14 protein-coding genes are annotated in these 14,363 nt (G+C 35.8%); 7 read left to right on the forward strand and 7 right to left on the reverse strand.

The window, feature by feature from the left end; translation table 11 throughout:
* Positions 1 to 39 precede the first annotated feature (39 nt).
* The 3 genes from AC27VX_RS16075 (at position 40) to AC27VX_RS16085 (ending at position 5,286) form a co-directional block, all read left to right on the forward strand.
* Positions 40 to 1,374 carry a trigger factor gene (locus AC27VX_RS16075; protein WP_236855859.1) on the forward strand — a complete coding sequence of 445 codons (1,335 nt, stop codon included), beginning with the start codon at positions 40 to 42 and terminating at the stop codon, positions 1,372 to 1,374.
* A gap of 210 nt (positions 1,375 to 1,584) precedes the next feature.
* Positions 1,585 to 2,271 (forward strand): hypothetical protein, encoded by a 687-nt coding sequence (locus AC27VX_RS16080; protein ID WP_236855858.1) that lies wholly within the window; start codon positions 1,585 to 1,587, stop codon positions 2,269 to 2,271.
* 153 nt (positions 2,272 to 2,424) lie between these two features.
* Positions 2,425 to 5,286 carry a M16 family metallopeptidase gene (locus AC27VX_RS16085; protein ID WP_236855857.1) on the forward strand — a complete coding sequence of 954 codons (2,862 nt, stop codon included), beginning with the start codon at positions 2,425 to 2,427 and terminating at the stop codon, positions 5,284 to 5,286.
* A 52-nt stretch (positions 5,287 to 5,338) separates the two neighbouring features.
* Here the strand turns inward: AC27VX_RS16085 and AC27VX_RS16090 are convergent, their stop codons facing one another.
* Both AC27VX_RS16090 and AC27VX_RS16095 read right to left on the reverse strand, forming a co-directional pair.
* Positions 5,339 to 5,923: a DUF3109 family protein gene (locus AC27VX_RS16090; RefSeq protein ID WP_236855856.1), complete on the reverse strand. Its 585-nt coding sequence runs from the start codon at positions 5,921 to 5,923 to the stop codon at positions 5,339 to 5,341.
* 6 nt (positions 5,924 to 5,929) lie between these two features.
* Positions 5,930 to 6,835 (reverse strand): DUF6427 family protein, encoded by a 906-nt coding sequence (locus tag AC27VX_RS16095; RefSeq protein ID WP_236855855.1) that lies wholly within the window; start codon positions 6,833 to 6,835, stop codon positions 5,930 to 5,932.
* A 42-nt stretch (positions 6,836 to 6,877) separates the two neighbouring features.
* Between AC27VX_RS16095 and AC27VX_RS16100 the strand changes: the two genes are divergently transcribed.
* Positions 6,878 to 7,111 carry a DUF6341 family protein gene (locus AC27VX_RS16100; RefSeq protein WP_236855854.1) on the forward strand — a complete coding sequence of 78 codons (234 nt, stop codon included), beginning with the start codon at positions 6,878 to 6,880 and terminating at the stop codon, positions 7,109 to 7,111.
* An 83-nt stretch (positions 7,112 to 7,194) separates the two neighbouring features.
* Here the strand turns inward: AC27VX_RS16100 and AC27VX_RS16105 are convergent, their stop codons facing one another.
* The 5 genes from AC27VX_RS16105 to AC27VX_RS16125 form a co-directional block, all read right to left on the reverse strand.
* A complete protein-coding gene (locus AC27VX_RS16105) occupies positions 7,195 to 7,632 on the reverse strand; it encodes a universal stress protein (RefSeq protein ID WP_236855853.1) in 438 nt (145 codons plus the stop codon).
* Between the two features lie 58 nt (positions 7,633 to 7,690).
* Positions 7,691 to 8,296 carry a fumarylacetoacetate hydrolase family protein gene (locus AC27VX_RS16110; protein WP_236855852.1) on the reverse strand — a complete coding sequence of 202 codons (606 nt, stop codon included), beginning with the start codon at positions 8,294 to 8,296 and terminating at the stop codon, positions 7,691 to 7,693.
* 196 nt (positions 8,297 to 8,492) lie between these two features.
* Positions 8,493 to 8,894 (reverse strand): putative signal transducing protein, encoded by a 402-nt coding sequence (locus AC27VX_RS16115; protein ID WP_236855851.1) that lies wholly within the window; start codon positions 8,892 to 8,894, stop codon positions 8,493 to 8,495.
* Positions 8,895 to 8,897: 3 nt separating this feature from the next.
* A complete protein-coding gene (locus tag AC27VX_RS16120; protein WP_236855850.1) occupies positions 8,898 to 9,662 on the reverse strand; it encodes a 3'-5' exonuclease in 765 nt (254 codons plus the stop codon).
* A gap of 85 nt (positions 9,663 to 9,747) precedes the next feature.
* Entirely contained in the window at positions 9,748 to 10,461 is a 714-nt protein-coding gene (locus tag AC27VX_RS16125) for a CDP-alcohol phosphatidyltransferase family protein (RefSeq protein WP_300688608.1), read from the reverse strand.
* A gap of 89 nt (positions 10,462 to 10,550) precedes the next feature.
* Here AC27VX_RS16125 and AC27VX_RS16130 point away from each other — a divergent pair, with 89 nt between their 5' ends.
* From AC27VX_RS16130 to AC27VX_RS16140, 3 genes are all read left to right on the forward strand, one after another.
* Entirely contained in the window at positions 10,551 to 12,479 is a 1,929-nt protein-coding gene (locus tag AC27VX_RS16130) for an LTA synthase family protein (protein WP_488696646.1), read from the forward strand.
* Positions 12,480 to 12,656: 177 nt separating this feature from the next.
* Positions 12,657 to 13,073, forward strand: a complete 417-nt coding sequence (locus AC27VX_RS16135) for a DUF2147 domain-containing protein (protein WP_488696648.1) — start codon at positions 12,657 to 12,659, stop codon at positions 13,071 to 13,073.
* A gap of 268 nt (positions 13,074 to 13,341) precedes the next feature.
* Positions 13,342 to 14,322 (forward strand): pyruvate dehydrogenase complex E1 component subunit beta, encoded by a 981-nt coding sequence (locus AC27VX_RS16140; RefSeq protein WP_236855845.1) that lies wholly within the window; start codon positions 13,342 to 13,344, stop codon positions 14,320 to 14,322.
* Positions 14,323 to 14,363 lie beyond the last annotated feature (41 nt).

Below are 14,363 nucleotides of genomic sequence, written 5' to 3' on the forward strand. Positions count from 1 at the left end.
AAAAATTCATATTTTTGCAACCTAAAATTTTAATCAATAATGAAGGTTACCGCACAAAACCATGATGACGTAAGTGCATTACTTACAGTAACATTGGAAAAATCTGACTACAAAGAAAAAGTAGAGAAGCAGTTGATTAATTATGCTAAAAATGCGCAAGTTCCTGGATTCAGAAAAGGGAAAGTGCCTTTGAGTATGGTTAAAAAACAATATGAAGCAGGTATTGCTTTTGAAGAAATCAACAGACAGGTTTCTGATGCTTTAAACGGCTATGTTAATGAAAACAAACTAAGATTAGTAGGTCAGCCTGTTCCTCAGCCAGTAAACGAATTGGATTACAATGCTGATCAATTAGAAGTTGCTTTCGAAGTAGGATATGAGCCTGCATTCACTATAGATTTAGCTAAATATGAGGCGCCTCATTACAAAGTAGAAGCTTCTGACAAGGAAATCGGAAAGAGCATTGAAAACATGCAGAAGCGTTTCGCTGAGCAGGTTCCTCAAGATAAAATCACTAAAGATTCTTATATTGCTTTAGAAGTTTCTCAAGTTGTAGAAGAAGATGCTGAAGGTGAGCACCACCACCAACCAAAGAACGTAACTGTTACCGCTGAAAACAAAGAAGCTTTCAAATTGGTAAAAGGTTTGAAAATGGATGGTTCTGTAAAAGTAACGAAAGAAACTCTTGCAGGTGACGAAGAATTAGCTAAAGAATTAGGATTCAGTAAAGCTGAAGTAGAGCACCTGCACCATAATGAAGTAGAAGTAAAAGTAAAAGATTTCTATTCATTAAACCTTGCAGAGCTTAACCAGGAATTATTTGACAAAGTATACGGAGAAGGAAACATTAAGTCTGAAGATGAGCTTAAAGAAAAAGTAAAAACTGAATTAGACGAATATTTCCAGCAGAATGCTGATGTTCACTTTGTGAATAAAGTATTGGAGCAGGTAACTGAGAAAGAAGAAGTGAAACTTCCTGAAGCATTCCTTGTGAAGTGGTTAGTATTCTCTAATCAGAATATCCAGTCTGAAGAGCAGGCTAAGGAAATCTTAGAAGCTGAGAAAAACCAATTGAGATACCAGATCATCGAAGGTAAATTGATGACTGATAACGAAATCAACCTTGACTATGCTGATGTATTGGCACAGGCTGAGCAGTTGGTGAAAAACCAATTGGCTATCTACGGAATCCACCACTTAGGAGAAGAAGAAATTCAGAAATATGCTGTTGAAATGTTAAAAGATCAAGAGCAGGTGAGACAAATCTCTTCTGAAGTTGCTATGGCTAAATTGAAAGATGTAATTCTTGAAAAAGCTACCAAAAAAGAAACTAAAATTTCTCACGACGAATTTTTAGAAGAACTTAAGAAATAATTATATACTGATATAAATATTTGAAAACCGTCATTTTTGGCGGTTTTTTTATGTTTATTCTGAGAACTATTTTCCCGGTTTACAAATATTCTTTTCCTCATTTTCTATTTTCTTCACAGCTATTTATCACTCATTAAGGATCAATTATGATTACCTTATGAATGTATGTCCGGCAATATTCCTATATTTACCTCCTAAATTTTATTACATATGAAAAAGATCATCATTCCGTTTTTCTGTGCTGTATTATTCTCTGTTCCCGCAGCTGCTCAGAAAAAAGGAGCTGTATCTGCAAAAACAGAAGCTGTAACATCAAAACTAACGCCTAAGGATGTTATTGATAATTACTTCAAAGCATCAGGTGGAAAAGATAAATTAGAAGGCATAAAATCTATCATTACTGATAATACTGTAAGTGTGCAGGGAATGGAGATTAAAATGACCACTAAGAAATTAGGGAATAAATTCAAATCTGTACAGTCCGTAATGGGAAAAGAGATGATCCAGCTATTTGATGGTGAAAAAGGATACTTTGACCAGATGGGGAATAAAATGGATATTCCTGCGGATAAAGTGGCTGAACTGAAAAAAGGAAAGCCTGTAGATGCTTTAGCCTTTGATCCTGCTAATTTTAAAAGTGTGGCAGTAGAAAAGCTGGACGGAAAAGATTATAACGTTTTGGCTTCAGATAAAGGTAAATTTTATTTCGATGCAGCAACAGGACTTTTGTATAAGACAGCAGCTGCAGAGGGAAGTGCAACGATTAAAAGCTACATGACTGTAGACGGAATACAGTTTCCTGCAGATGTAGATGCTGAAGGAGGTGGGCAGAAAATGAATATTAAAACAACGAAAGTTGTTGTTAATTCAGGAGTAACTGACGCAGATTTTAAATAAGAATGACTCTTCTATGATATTTAAACCGGGATTTTCCCGGTTTTTTTGTTTTATTGTGTGGTTTTAACTCAATTTTAACGCAAATATGAATTTAAACATTTCTTCAGCTTGTGAATAATTAATACTTTTAGCAGGTAAATAAAATCGGATAACATGAAAAAAACATTATTTTCCTTTGCGGTCATCTTTTTGATGTCCTCAAATACCTTTGGACAGAATATTCCTATGGATCCTTCTGTAAGGACCGGGACTCTTTCCAATGGTATGAAGTATTATATTAAAAAAAACACATTACCTGAAAAGAAAGTAGATTTCCGTCTGGCTATCAATGCCGGATCTATTCTGGAAGATGAGAATCAAAGAGGATTGGCTCACTTTATGGAGCACATGAACTTTAATGGAACCAAAAATTTTCCGGATAATAAACTTGTAGACTTTCTACAGTCTATCGGAGTGAAATTCGGACAGCACCTTAACGCTTATACCAGCTTTGATGAAACCGTATATATGCTTCCTGTGCCGTTGGATAAACCGGGGAATTTAGATGCCGGACTTAAAGTAATGGAAGATTGGGCATTTAATGCGACACTTTCTGATGAGCAGATCAATAAAGAAAGAGGAGTTGTACTGGAAGAGCTAAGATTGGGTCTTGGGCCAGACAAGAGAATGATGGATAAATATCTACCGAAACTTTTATATAAATCTCAGTACGCCGACAGGCTTCCAATCGGTAAAAAAGAAGTTCTTGAAAACTTCAAGCCGGACGTGATCAGAAAATTCCATCAGGATTGGTACAGACCGGATCTTATGGCAATTGTGGTAGTAGGAGATATCAATGTAGATGATGTTGAAAAGAAGATCAAAGATAACTTCAGCAAATATAAAAACCCTTCAAATCCTAGAGAAAGAAAATCGTTTGATTTACCTAATCATAAAGAGACACTAGTAGCTATTGAAACAGATCCTGATGCTACCAGCTCTATGGTGCAGTTTATCATGAAAGATGCTGAAGCGTATAAACCGGATGTAACAGTTGAGCAGTACAATCAAAGTCTTGTAGAAAACCTTTCTACGACAATGTTAAATAACAGATTAAGAGAACTGATCAATTCTACTAATCCGCCTTTTACTTTCGGATCAGTGTATCATGGAGGAACTTATGCAAGAAGCAAAGAGGCTTTCCAGGGATTTGCCATGGTGAAAGATGGAAATCAGCTAAACGGATTGAAGGTGCTGCTGGAAGAAGTGGAAAGAGCAAAAAGATTCGGATTTACACAGTCTGAATTAGACAGGGCAAAATCTCAGGTTCTTTCCAATCTTGAAAGATCTTATAACAACAGAGATAAAACAGAAAGCGGTATGCTGGTGGATGAGTATGTAAGAAACTTCCTGGAGCAGGAGCCTATGCCTGGAATTACCTGGGAATATGAAGACACTAAATCTTTCCTTCCCAATGTTACCCTTGCACAAACCAATGATGTCATTAAGAAAATGGTGAAAGATGATAGTAGAGTAATCGTGATGACGGGTCCTAAGAAAGATAATGTTACGATGCCGACAGAAGCGATGGTTCTGAATACTTTTGAAACGGTGAAGATGGCAGACCTTAAGCCTTATGAAGAAAAAGCTGCCATCAAAAACTTAGTAAAGCCATTCAAATCTGAAGGTAAAATTACAAAAACTGAAACAGATGCCAAATTAGGAACTACCACCTGGACACTGAGTAACGGTGCTAAAGTAACTTTCAAAAAGACAGATTTTAAAGATGATGAAATTGTGTTTACGGCAAGAAGCTTAGGAGGAAATTCAATTATTCCGGATGCTGACTATAACAAAACACAGTTTGCGTTCTCTGCATTATCAGAGGCAGGGGTAGGAGGTTTTTCAAAAGCTGATCTTACAAACTATCTTGCAGGAAAGCAGGTAAGTGTGAACCCCATGATTACACCTCTTTTTGAAGGTGTTTCCGGCAGAACAGCTCAGAAGGATTTAGGAACAGCTATGGAGCTTATGTATGCTTATTTTACAAGTCTAAACTACAATCCGGCTTCATTTAATGCTTTCAAAGACAAGCAATCTGCAATGTTGAGCAACCTGTTGTCTAATCCACAGGCTTATTTTTCAAACGAACATGCTAAATTCATCAATCAGAAAAATCCTAGATTCATCGGTCTTTTCCCAATGGAGAAAGATTGGGCAAATACAGATTATAAAAAAGCATATGACATTTATAAAGAAAAGTTTGCCAATGCAGGGAATTTCCAGTTCTACTTCGTAGGGAACATTGATGAGACGAAATTTAAAAATGAAGTTTTGCAATATATTGCAAGCCTTCCTTCATCAGGAAAAACATCCACATTCAAAGACACGGGATACAGACCTCTGACCGGAGATTATACGAAAGTGTATAAAAAAGGAAAAGACCCTAAAAGTATGGTATCAATCACCTATACCGGAGAGGCTCCTTATAATGAAAAAGAAGCACTGGCTTTATCCGCTCTTGGAGAAGTGGCTACCATTAAGGTTATAGAAAAGCTAAGAGAAGATGAAAGCGGTATCTACGGAGGTGGTGCAAGAGGAGGAATGGTTAAAATACCTTACAGTTCTTACAGTTTCAGCATTAGTTTTCCTTGTGGTCCGGAAAATGCTGAGAAGCTGACGAAAAGTGCTATTACCGAAGTTCAGAAACTGATTGATAAAGGTCCGGAACAGAAAGACCTGGATAAGTATAAAGAAGGAGAGTACAATGACAATAAAACAGAACTTAAAGATAATATGTTCTGGATGAATGCCCTTGTTAAAAATCAATTGGACGGAAGTGACAAATACGAAATTCTGAACTATCAGGATAAAGTAAAGGCGCTTACTGTAAAAGACCTTCAGGATGTTGCTAAAAAGTATCTTTCTAAAGGTAAAATGGTGGCTATGCTGATGCCGGAAGATGGATGGGAAAAAGCTAAAAAAGAAGAAACTAAAGTTGAAGCAGTCAATGTAAAATCAGGAGCAGCCAACTAATCCTTTTTCTATAATATAAAAACCGCAGATCCATCTGCGGTTTTTATAATTTCTAAGAACCATATTCTTTTTTCCACTCATCAGCAGCTTCGCTTAGAACGGCATAGAAATCTTCTCCGTATTTTCTGGTCAGCGGAGTTTTCAAAAACTTATAAACAGGAACCTGAAGTTCTTTCCCTAGTGTACAGGCATCACTGCATACATTCCATTCATGATAATTCAAAGCGGTAAATGCAGAATATTCTGTAACACGAATAGGGTATAAATGGCATGAAATAGGCTTTTGCCAGTCTACAGCACCATCTTCATACGCTTTTTCAATGCCACATTTTGTAATTCCCTTTTCATCAAAGGTTACATAAGCACATTCACGGTCCTCCACCATAGGAGTAACATACATTCCGTCGTGTGGATCAGTAGTCCATGTTCCCTGTTCTTCAAGGGCTTTCACACCTTCCTTAGTCAGGTAAGGCTTTATTTTATCAAAAATACTGTCCAATATTTCAAGCTCGTCTTTGTCCAACGGAGCTCCTACATCTCCTTCCACACAACATGCACCTTTACACTTGGTAAGGTTGCAAACAAATTCTTCGGAAAAAATTTCCTCAGAAATCAATTTATCGTCTATCTGAATCATAATTTTTTAAAATAAATCAAAAACTGTACCTGCTTTAAAGGTCAGTAAACTAATAATTATAAGCCATAAGCTTACCTCCTGCATCCAGTATTTCGGTAAAAATCTCATCATTCTGCTCAGAATAATACTTGAAGGAAATGCCAGAAGCAGCAAATATTCATAAGTAGTATTCATATACAGGATGATGGTAACAAGCTGAGCTAAAGAGAAAACAAGCAGGAAAGTATATTTATATCTGCTTATCGGGCTTTTTTTGTTATAGTTCGAAAAGTGGTCATATACTGCATAAATAAGCATCAGTGTCACAGGGATCAGAGGAAGCAATTCTGTATAATCAGTGATTGGCTTTATTTTCCCAAATGGGAAGTAATCTATATTCCATGAGGTGAACTGAACGAAGTACATCACAGAAAAATAACTGAATGTAATCATTACAATACCCAAAAGAAATCTGAAAATATTCAAACCTATTTTGGCAGAAGTAGCAATCACGTGAATGATCACAAAAACAGCCATGGGCCATGTAGTGGGCAGGAAAATAAAATTCAGCGCAACAATGGCTCCAACCAGTACATAAGATTTTTTTCTGATGTCTTCATCTGCACTGGTCAGGAGAAGCATAAGAAAGGAATTCGTAAGCAGCGAAACCGCGATTCCTATATCAAGATTCCCGGGATAAAGCCCAAAAATGAAAAAAGAATATAAGAATAAGGGCAGATGCGTCTGATAATTAAGTGCAATACTGTGAAAACCAAAATATCCCAAAGCAATTCCCAGAAAAGTAATTCCGGCAATAATTGCTTCATAAGTGTTGAAATTCAGTATGTTAAATATTATTACTACTAATAGAAGAAAACCAATATAAACAGGAATTGAAAAAATATTGCTTTCTTTTGAAAGTAATTTAAACATTTTTTATAAATTTGTACAAAGTTAATTTAAAAAAGGAAAATAATGACGTCTTTCTTTCTATTCTTAAGCAAAGTTTTCAAATGGTCTTTTGGTTTCTATGATACCTTTGGAAATGTGTTAAACTGGATTCTATTTACCGTTTGTTGTGTATTGTTTACATACTGGTGCTACGTATTAGTGGCAAAACTAGGTGGAGACAAAGATAAAGACTATTATTCTCCTACGGAAGGTAAGAACCCTTACTATGATCCGAAAATCTATAAAAAAGAAGGTTAATTAATTGGTTATATAGTAAAAAGCCGATCAAATAATTTATTTGATCGGCTTTTTTATTACTAACGATTAAAATTTTCTTTTGTTTATTCGTGGATGGGTAATACCAGCACAGGGATTTTTGAACTCTTTGTAATCCCTTTTGTAAGGCTTCCTACAAATACATCATAAATTCCGCTTCTGCCGTGTGATCCCATGACGATATAGTCTGCATTTTTTGCTTCGGCATGCTCCAGAATAATGTCTTTGGCAAGCCCCTGTTTCAGCAGGTGTTCACAATCTATATTATGAGTGATAATTCTTTGTTCAATCTTATTCAGCTGAACCAGCTCCTCTCTGATTTCGTTCGCTTCTACTTCCGGAAAATATTGAAATCCCATATCCCCAATGGCAAAGCCGATATCTGATGGAGCTACATGAATCAGATAAATTCTTCCGTTGAGCTGTTTTGCAAATTTTATGGCACCTTCCACCAATTGCTCTGTTTTATCCCCAAAATCTACGGGCAACACAATATTTATCATAACCTTCATTTTGTTACCTAAAGATATGAAAAAATTGTTGGACTTTTATGTTAATAACTTATAATATTCGGACATCAAGGATTTTTTCTTCTTCAAGATAAGCTTCAAGAATGTCATTTTCTTCCACTTTTCCAACCCCTTTTGGAGTTCCTGTAAAAATAAGATCACCTACTCTTAGTGTGAAATACTGAGAAGCAAATGCGATGATGTCATCGAAATGAAATAACATATCTTTTGTATTGCCATCCTGTACCTTTTCTTTGTTTTTCAACAATGAAAAATGAATATTTTCAGCATTGTAGTTTTCTTTTTTAAAGAAATTGCCTACAACCGCAGAGCCGTCAAAGCCTTTGGCAAGTTCCCATGGAAGCCCTTTTGATTTCAGCTCACTCTGCAGATCTCTTGCGGTGAAATCTATTCCCAGACTAAGCTCCTCATAATGCTTATGAGCTGTGTCTTTCTGAATATACTTTCCTCCTTTTGATACTTTCAATACTACTTCCAGTTCATAGTGGATGTCATTTGAAAATTCCGGAATATAAAAATCATTCCCTTTTAAAACCGCTGTGTCCGGTTTCATGAAAATAACAGGATTTTCAGGAATTTCATTTCCTAATTCTTTTGCGTGCTCACTGTAGTTTCGTCCTATACAGATTATTTTCATATTTCTTATTTATATCATGGCAAGAAACAAACGAATCTTGCAAATTTAATTACTTTTTTTGAAGCTATTTCCCGCTTTCCGCTATATCTTTTGTTCCACTGCGTTGCACAAAAGGATGCCGCTGCAATCGGGGCTGGGGTTGAAGTCATAATTCTTAAAATTTCTTAGACCCAGTCATCCAAAAGGACCTTAACGTTTATGAATGATTAAATTCATTTCCGCAATAATAGCAGATAAACTTATGACTCGTCAGAAATGAAATACCAAAGAAACTGGTAGCTTTGTCATCCCTGTAAATATGATTGGAACCACATTTCGGGCATACAAAATCAAACTCCGGATCCTCAATGGTGTGTTCCACTTCCAATGAATATTGCTCATTGTCTTTATAGTTCTGAAGGGCCAGATTGGCTTTTTCCACATCCTCCTCAAAAACCTGCAGCTGAATTCCTCCTACAGCTTGCGAAAGCAGCCAGTCAGACTGGATCAGCTGTTCATTGGCAATAAAGCTGTTGATCCCGTTTTCAGCCAATATCTGTTTGTCCCTGTTGGCTTCAAGGGCAGTTTCATAAAACTTAAAACGAATCAGTTCAGACATCTTTTAAAATTTACCGGTCAATTGAATCTTTGTAAATACTTTCTTCGTGTACAAAGGGAAATCAGCATTCTGAAGCCACCCGAAGTAACCCAAATCTTTTTGGAATACCGCTTTTACCCCCTGACCTTTATACTTTCCAAAATTGAAAACCTCTTCCATTTTATCATTATACCCGATAAATCCTGCAAGGTCAGCATTTTTATTATGGAAAGTGAACTCACTTAATGGCGCAATTTCGTTAGGAATATCTTCATATTTTCCTACCTGTGCATCCAGTACTTCAAACGTTGCCATTACATCAGCTTCTGCTGAATGTGCATTTTCCAATGTTTTTCCACAATAAAACTGATAAGCGGCCCCAAGATTTCTAGGCTCTTTCTTATGGAAAATAGTTTGCGCATCCACCAATCTGAACTTACTTAGATCAAAATCCATTCCTACTCTTAAAAGTTCTTCAGCTAAAAGCGGAACATCAAATCTGTTGGAATTAAAACCACCAAGATCACTTCCCGAAATCATATCCATTACCTTAGAGGCAATATCCCTGAAAGTAGGAGCATCTTTTACATCTTCATCATAAATTCCGTGGATCTCACTGCTTTCTTTGGGAATAGACATTTCAGGATTGATACGCCATGTCTTGCTTTCTCTGGAAGCATCAGGATTTACCTTTAAAATACAGATTTCAACAATTCTGTCTTTTCCGATGTTTGTTCCGGTTGTTTCAAGATCGAAAATACAAAGTGGTTTATAGAGTTTTAAATTCATGTTGATAATTAATAATTTGAAAATGTGTTTATTCGAAAAATGAGATAATGCATTCACCAATATCTCTGAAGAGTTTATATAATTTCTATTTCAACTGTCCCTGAAATATCATTGATACGAATATATAATAAATAACAAGCATCGGAATTCCTACAATCTGAAATAGAGCAAGAATGGCAATACCGCCAGCAAGCAGTACTATTTTTGGATAATTGTCTTTTAATTGCTTGGATTTAAACTTCATTGCCATCATTTTGACAGGGCTGATCAGAAGCCATGAGGTAATAATAGTAAGCAGAATCAGCAGCAATTCGCTGTCAAATAAAAAGCTGAAGGCTCCGGTTTCTTTGAAAGCATAATACAATCCGAAAAGAAGAACTGTATTGGTAGGTGTATTCAGTCCTTTAAAATAATAACGCTGTTCCTCATCAAGGTTAAAAATTGCGAGTCTTAAACAAGAGAATGTAGTCACTACTAACCCGAAATATTTAATTTCAAACGGAAGATGAAGTCCTGATAAGTCACTGCCAAATGGTTCAAGTGCTTTGTACATGACAAGTCCGGGAATTAATCCGAAGCTCACCATATCAGCAAGAGAATCAAGCTGAAGCCCAAGGTTGGAATTTGATTTTAAAGCTCTGGCTACAAAACCGTCAAAAAAATCAAAGACAGAAGACAGAACAAGGCAGATCGCCGTAGTCTGATAATCTCCTAAAATAAGGTGTATTGCACCCACACATCCTGCAAATAAATTAGCAAGGGTCAAGGCATTGGCCAGATTATTTTTTATAAAATCCATAACCACAAAATTACAGTTTTTAAAAATTCTAACTCGAAATAATCTGAACTAAAAAATGTATTAAAATGATTTTGATGTAAATTTGCCATATGAAATTTTTAAAAGGATTTAGAAAACAGGAAGTTCTGGCATTGTTGTACAGGATTTTTTTAGTATATGTTTTTTATCAGATTTCGAGGCTTTTATTCTGGTATTTTAATAAAGATCTGATAAAAGTTGATTCTGTTACAGACTATATAAAGCTTGCTTATCATGGCACGGCTTTCGATACGACGGCTATTTTATATGTCAATTCATTGTTTATTCTTCTCAGTCTTCTGCCTTTGGTAGTGAATACGAAGAAAGGATATCAGAAAATTCTTTTCTGGATTTATTTTATCACCAATGGACTTGCATATGCTATGAATTTCGGAGATTTTATTTACTATAAATTCTCACAGGCAAGACTTACTTCAGCAGTATTTCAGGTGGCAGAACATGAATCCAATGTGTCTAAAACATTAATGATCTCTATCGGGCAACATCCATTTGTTCTGGTTTGGTATATTGTTTTGATGATTATATGGGTTTTCCTTTATAAAAAAGTAAAAGTACACGAAACAAACCCTTCTAAATTACTTCCTTATTTTCTTTACTCTATACTTACCTTATGTATAACAGTGGTATTGGTTGTGGGGGGGATCCGTGGGGATTTTAAGCATAGCACAAGACCTATTAATATGGTGGATGCGACCCGTTTTGTAGAAAATCCGCTTCAGGGAAATATTGTTCTTAACAGTACGTTTTCTTTTTTCAGGACTTTGAATACCAATAATTTTAAAGAAGTTCACTTTGTAGATGAAAAATTTATTAATGAAAATGTACAGCCTTATAAAGTCTATGACAGAAAAGTTGAAAACCGTCCCAATATCGTTATTTTCATTGTAGAATCTTTCGGTAGAGAATATTCCGGGGCTTTCAATAAAGATAAAAATATTAAAGATTACGTTTCCTATACTCCGTTTATGGATAGTCTGGCGGGTCAGAGTCTTATTTTTCCAAATGCTTTTGCGAATGGGAGACAGTCTATTCATGGAATGAGCAGTGTGTTGGCCGGGATTCCCAGTCTTACAGATGCATTTACCGGATCTCCTTATTCTAATCAGAAAATCCAGTCTATAGTTTCTGTTTGTAATGATCTGGGGTATGATACTTCTTTTTATCATGGCGCACCCAATGGTTCTATGGGATTCCTTGGCTTTGGAAATATCTTAGGTTTCAAACATTATTTCGGAAAGACAGAATACAATCATGATGAGGATTTTGACGGGATGTGGGCGATCTGGGACGAACCGTTTCTTCAGTATTTTGCGAAAAACGTAGGAAAGAAGCAGCCTTTTATGACAACAGTGTTTACAGCTTCTTCACATCATCCATTTAAAATTCCGGAGAAATATTCCGGGAAATTTAAAAAAGGGAAAATAGAAATGCATGAGCCGATCCAGTACACGGATTATGCGATCAAAAAATATTTTGAAACGGCTAAAAAGCAGCCTTGGTTTAACAATACAATCTTTGTATTTACAGGCGATCATACGAATCAGATATACTATCCTGAATATGAAAAAGCAATGAACAGATTTGCCGTTCCATTGATTTTCTATTCTCCCAACCCTGCCTATCAGCTTAAAGGAGTGAATCCTGAAATAGCACAACAGATAGATATCTACCCTACATTGGCCGATCTTGTCGGGTACAACAAACCTGTCAGAAGCTGGGGAAGAAGTCTGGTGAGCGATAAAAAATACCCTTTTATCGTTGTTAACTCAGATGGAAGCACAGAACAGTTTATGATCGGAAACTATATTTACCGTTTTGATGGTAAAGAGGTCATCGGAGTATATGACCAGGCAGATCTTGGCCTCGAAAAGAATCTGATTAATCAACTTAAAACGCCTGAAGTAGAAAAAGGCAAGCAGACGGCAAAGGCCTGGTATCAGGACTATATGCACAGAGTGATCAACAGGAAATTAAATTAAGGTAACTAAGCCAAAAAAATAAAAAAATGAAATAACAAAAGATTTCATTTTTTTATTTCCTCAATATTCTTCACTTTATGCGTTGTATAATAAAAGTTTTTGTTTGTTGAAAATTAATTTATATTTTTATCAATACGTAGGAAAGAATATTATATTAAAATTAAAACTATAAGAAATATGAAAAAATTATTGTTAACATTCGCGCTTTCTCTGTTCAGCGTACTTACGTTTGCTCAGATCGAAGGAAAGTGGAGAACGATAGATGATGAAACAGGAAAACCGAAATCTATTGTTGAGATTTTTAAAAAATCTGACGGGAAGTACTACGGAAAGGTTGTTCAGTTGCTTATCACTCCAGAAAACCCTAACTGTGTTGAATGTAAAGACGACAGAAAAAACAAACCTATTTTAGGAATGGAAGTCATAAGAGGTCTTTCAAAAGACGGCGATGAGTTCAATGGAGGTACTATTACTAATCCGAAAAACGGTAAAACATACAAATGTTTTATCATCAGAAAAGGAGATAAGCTGACTGTAAAAGGATACATTGGTATATCTTTGATCGGAAAAACCCAAACTTGGGAAAAGGTGTAGTTTAATCTAAGTTTAAATAGAATTTTAAAACGGTATTTCAGAAATGAGATGCCGTTTTTTTTGAAAATTTGCTTGAGGAAAGTTGTGTTTACATGATTGTTTAGAATTTTTCGGAATTTTAGAAAAAACTACGGAGAACTGAGCGGTCAGGAATAAAAACCGTTTTAAATAAAATTAATATTGAAACTTCTCCTTCAAATGAAAAGCCTTTTTATGATGTGTATAATAAAAAAACACTATTTTTGTAGTCTAAATTTTTCAAATAAATATGGCAGAATATACTTTTCGTGAGGTAATTGCACAGGCAATGAGCGAGGAAATGCGTAAAGACGAATCCATCTTTTTAATGGGGGAGGAAGTTGCAGAATACAATGGTGCATATAAAGCTTCAAAAGGAATGTTGGATGAATTTGGTTCTAAAAGAGTGATCGATACCCCTATTGCTGAGCTTGGTTTTACAGGTATTGCTGTGGGTTCTGCGATGAACGGTAACAGACCAATTGTAGAGTATATGACATTCAATTTCGCTTTAGTAGGAATTGATCAGATTATCAATAATGCAGCAAAAATCCGTCAGATGAGTGGAGGTCAGTGGAACTGTCCAATCGTTTTCCGTGGTCCTACTGCTTCAGCAGGACAATTGGGAGCTACACACTCTCAGGCATTTGAAAGCTGGTTCGCAAACTGTCCTGGATTAAAAGTAGTTGTTCCTTCCAACCCTTATGATGCAAAAGGATTATTGAAAACAGCAATTCAGGATAATGATCCGGTTATCTTCATGGAGTCTGAGCAGATGTATGGAGACAAAATGGAAATTCCTGAGGAAGAATATTACTTACCAATAGGAAAAGCAGAAATAAAGAGAGAAGGTACAGATGTTACTTTGGTTTCTTTCGGTAAAATCATGAAGCTGGCTATTCAGGCTGCTGAAGATATGGCTAAAGAAGGAATTTCTGTAGAAGTTATTGATCTTAGAACAATTCGCCCACTTGATTTTGATACTGTTTTAGAATCAGTGAAGAAAACAAATAGATTAGTTATTTTAGAAGAAGCTTGGCCATTTGGTTCTGTATCTTCTGAAATTACTTACATGGTACAGCAGAAAGCATTTGATTATTTAGATGCGCCTATCAAGAGAATTACAACTCCTGATGCACCTGCACCTTATTCTGCAGCATTATTTGCAGAATGGTTCCCTAAACTTGAAAAAGTAAAAGAGGAAATCAAAAAAGCGATGTACGTAAAATAGTTATAGAGAAAAACTTCCGAAAGGAAGTTTTTTCATTTATT

The organism is Chryseobacterium sp. 14P4.3.2, assembly GCF_057799275.1.

What these genes read in the sequence shown, in the direction of transcription:
- AC27VX_RS16075 (WP_236855859.1), top strand. Translation starts at nt 40, where the DNA reads ATGAAGGTTACCGCACAAAACCATGATGACGTAAGTGCATTACTTACA.
- AC27VX_RS16080 (WP_236855858.1), top strand. Translation starts at nt 1,585, where the DNA reads ATGAAAAAGATCATCATTCCGTTTTTCTGTGCTGTATTATTCTCTGTT.
- AC27VX_RS16085 (WP_236855857.1), top strand. Translation starts at nt 2,425, where the DNA reads ATGAAAAAAACATTATTTTCCTTTGCGGTCATCTTTTTGATGTCCTCA.
- AC27VX_RS16090 (WP_236855856.1), bottom strand. Translation starts at nt 5,923, where the DNA reads ATGATTCAGATAGACGATAAATTGATTTCTGAGGAAATTTTTTCCGAA.
- AC27VX_RS16095 (WP_236855855.1), bottom strand. Translation starts at nt 6,835, where the DNA reads ATGTTTAAATTACTTTCAAAAGAAAGCAATATTTTTTCAATTCCTGTT.
- AC27VX_RS16100 (WP_236855854.1), top strand. Translation starts at nt 6,878, where the DNA reads ATGACGTCTTTCTTTCTATTCTTAAGCAAAGTTTTCAAATGGTCTTTT.
- AC27VX_RS16105 (WP_236855853.1), bottom strand. Translation starts at nt 7,632, where the DNA reads ATGATAAATATTGTGTTGCCCGTAGATTTTGGGGATAAAACAGAGCAA.
- AC27VX_RS16110 (WP_236855852.1), bottom strand. Translation starts at nt 8,296, where the DNA reads ATGAAAATAATCTGTATAGGACGAAACTACAGTGAGCACGCAAAAGAA.
- AC27VX_RS16115 (WP_236855851.1), bottom strand. Translation starts at nt 8,894, where the DNA reads ATGTCTGAACTGATTCGTTTTAAGTTTTATGAAACTGCCCTTGAAGCC.
- AC27VX_RS16120 (WP_236855850.1), bottom strand. Translation starts at nt 9,662, where the DNA reads ATGAATTTAAAACTCTATAAACCACTTTGTATTTTCGATCTTGAAACA.
- AC27VX_RS16125 (WP_300688608.1), bottom strand. Translation starts at nt 10,461, where the DNA reads ATGGATTTTATAAAAAATAATCTGGCCAATGCCTTGACCCTTGCTAAT.
- AC27VX_RS16130 (WP_488696646.1), top strand. Translation starts at nt 10,551, where the DNA reads ATGAAATTTTTAAAAGGATTTAGAAAACAGGAAGTTCTGGCATTGTTG.
- AC27VX_RS16135 (WP_488696648.1), top strand. Translation starts at nt 12,657, where the DNA reads ATGAAAAAATTATTGTTAACATTCGCGCTTTCTCTGTTCAGCGTACTT.
- AC27VX_RS16140 (WP_236855845.1), top strand. Translation starts at nt 13,342, where the DNA reads ATGGCAGAATATACTTTTCGTGAGGTAATTGCACAGGCAATGAGCGAG.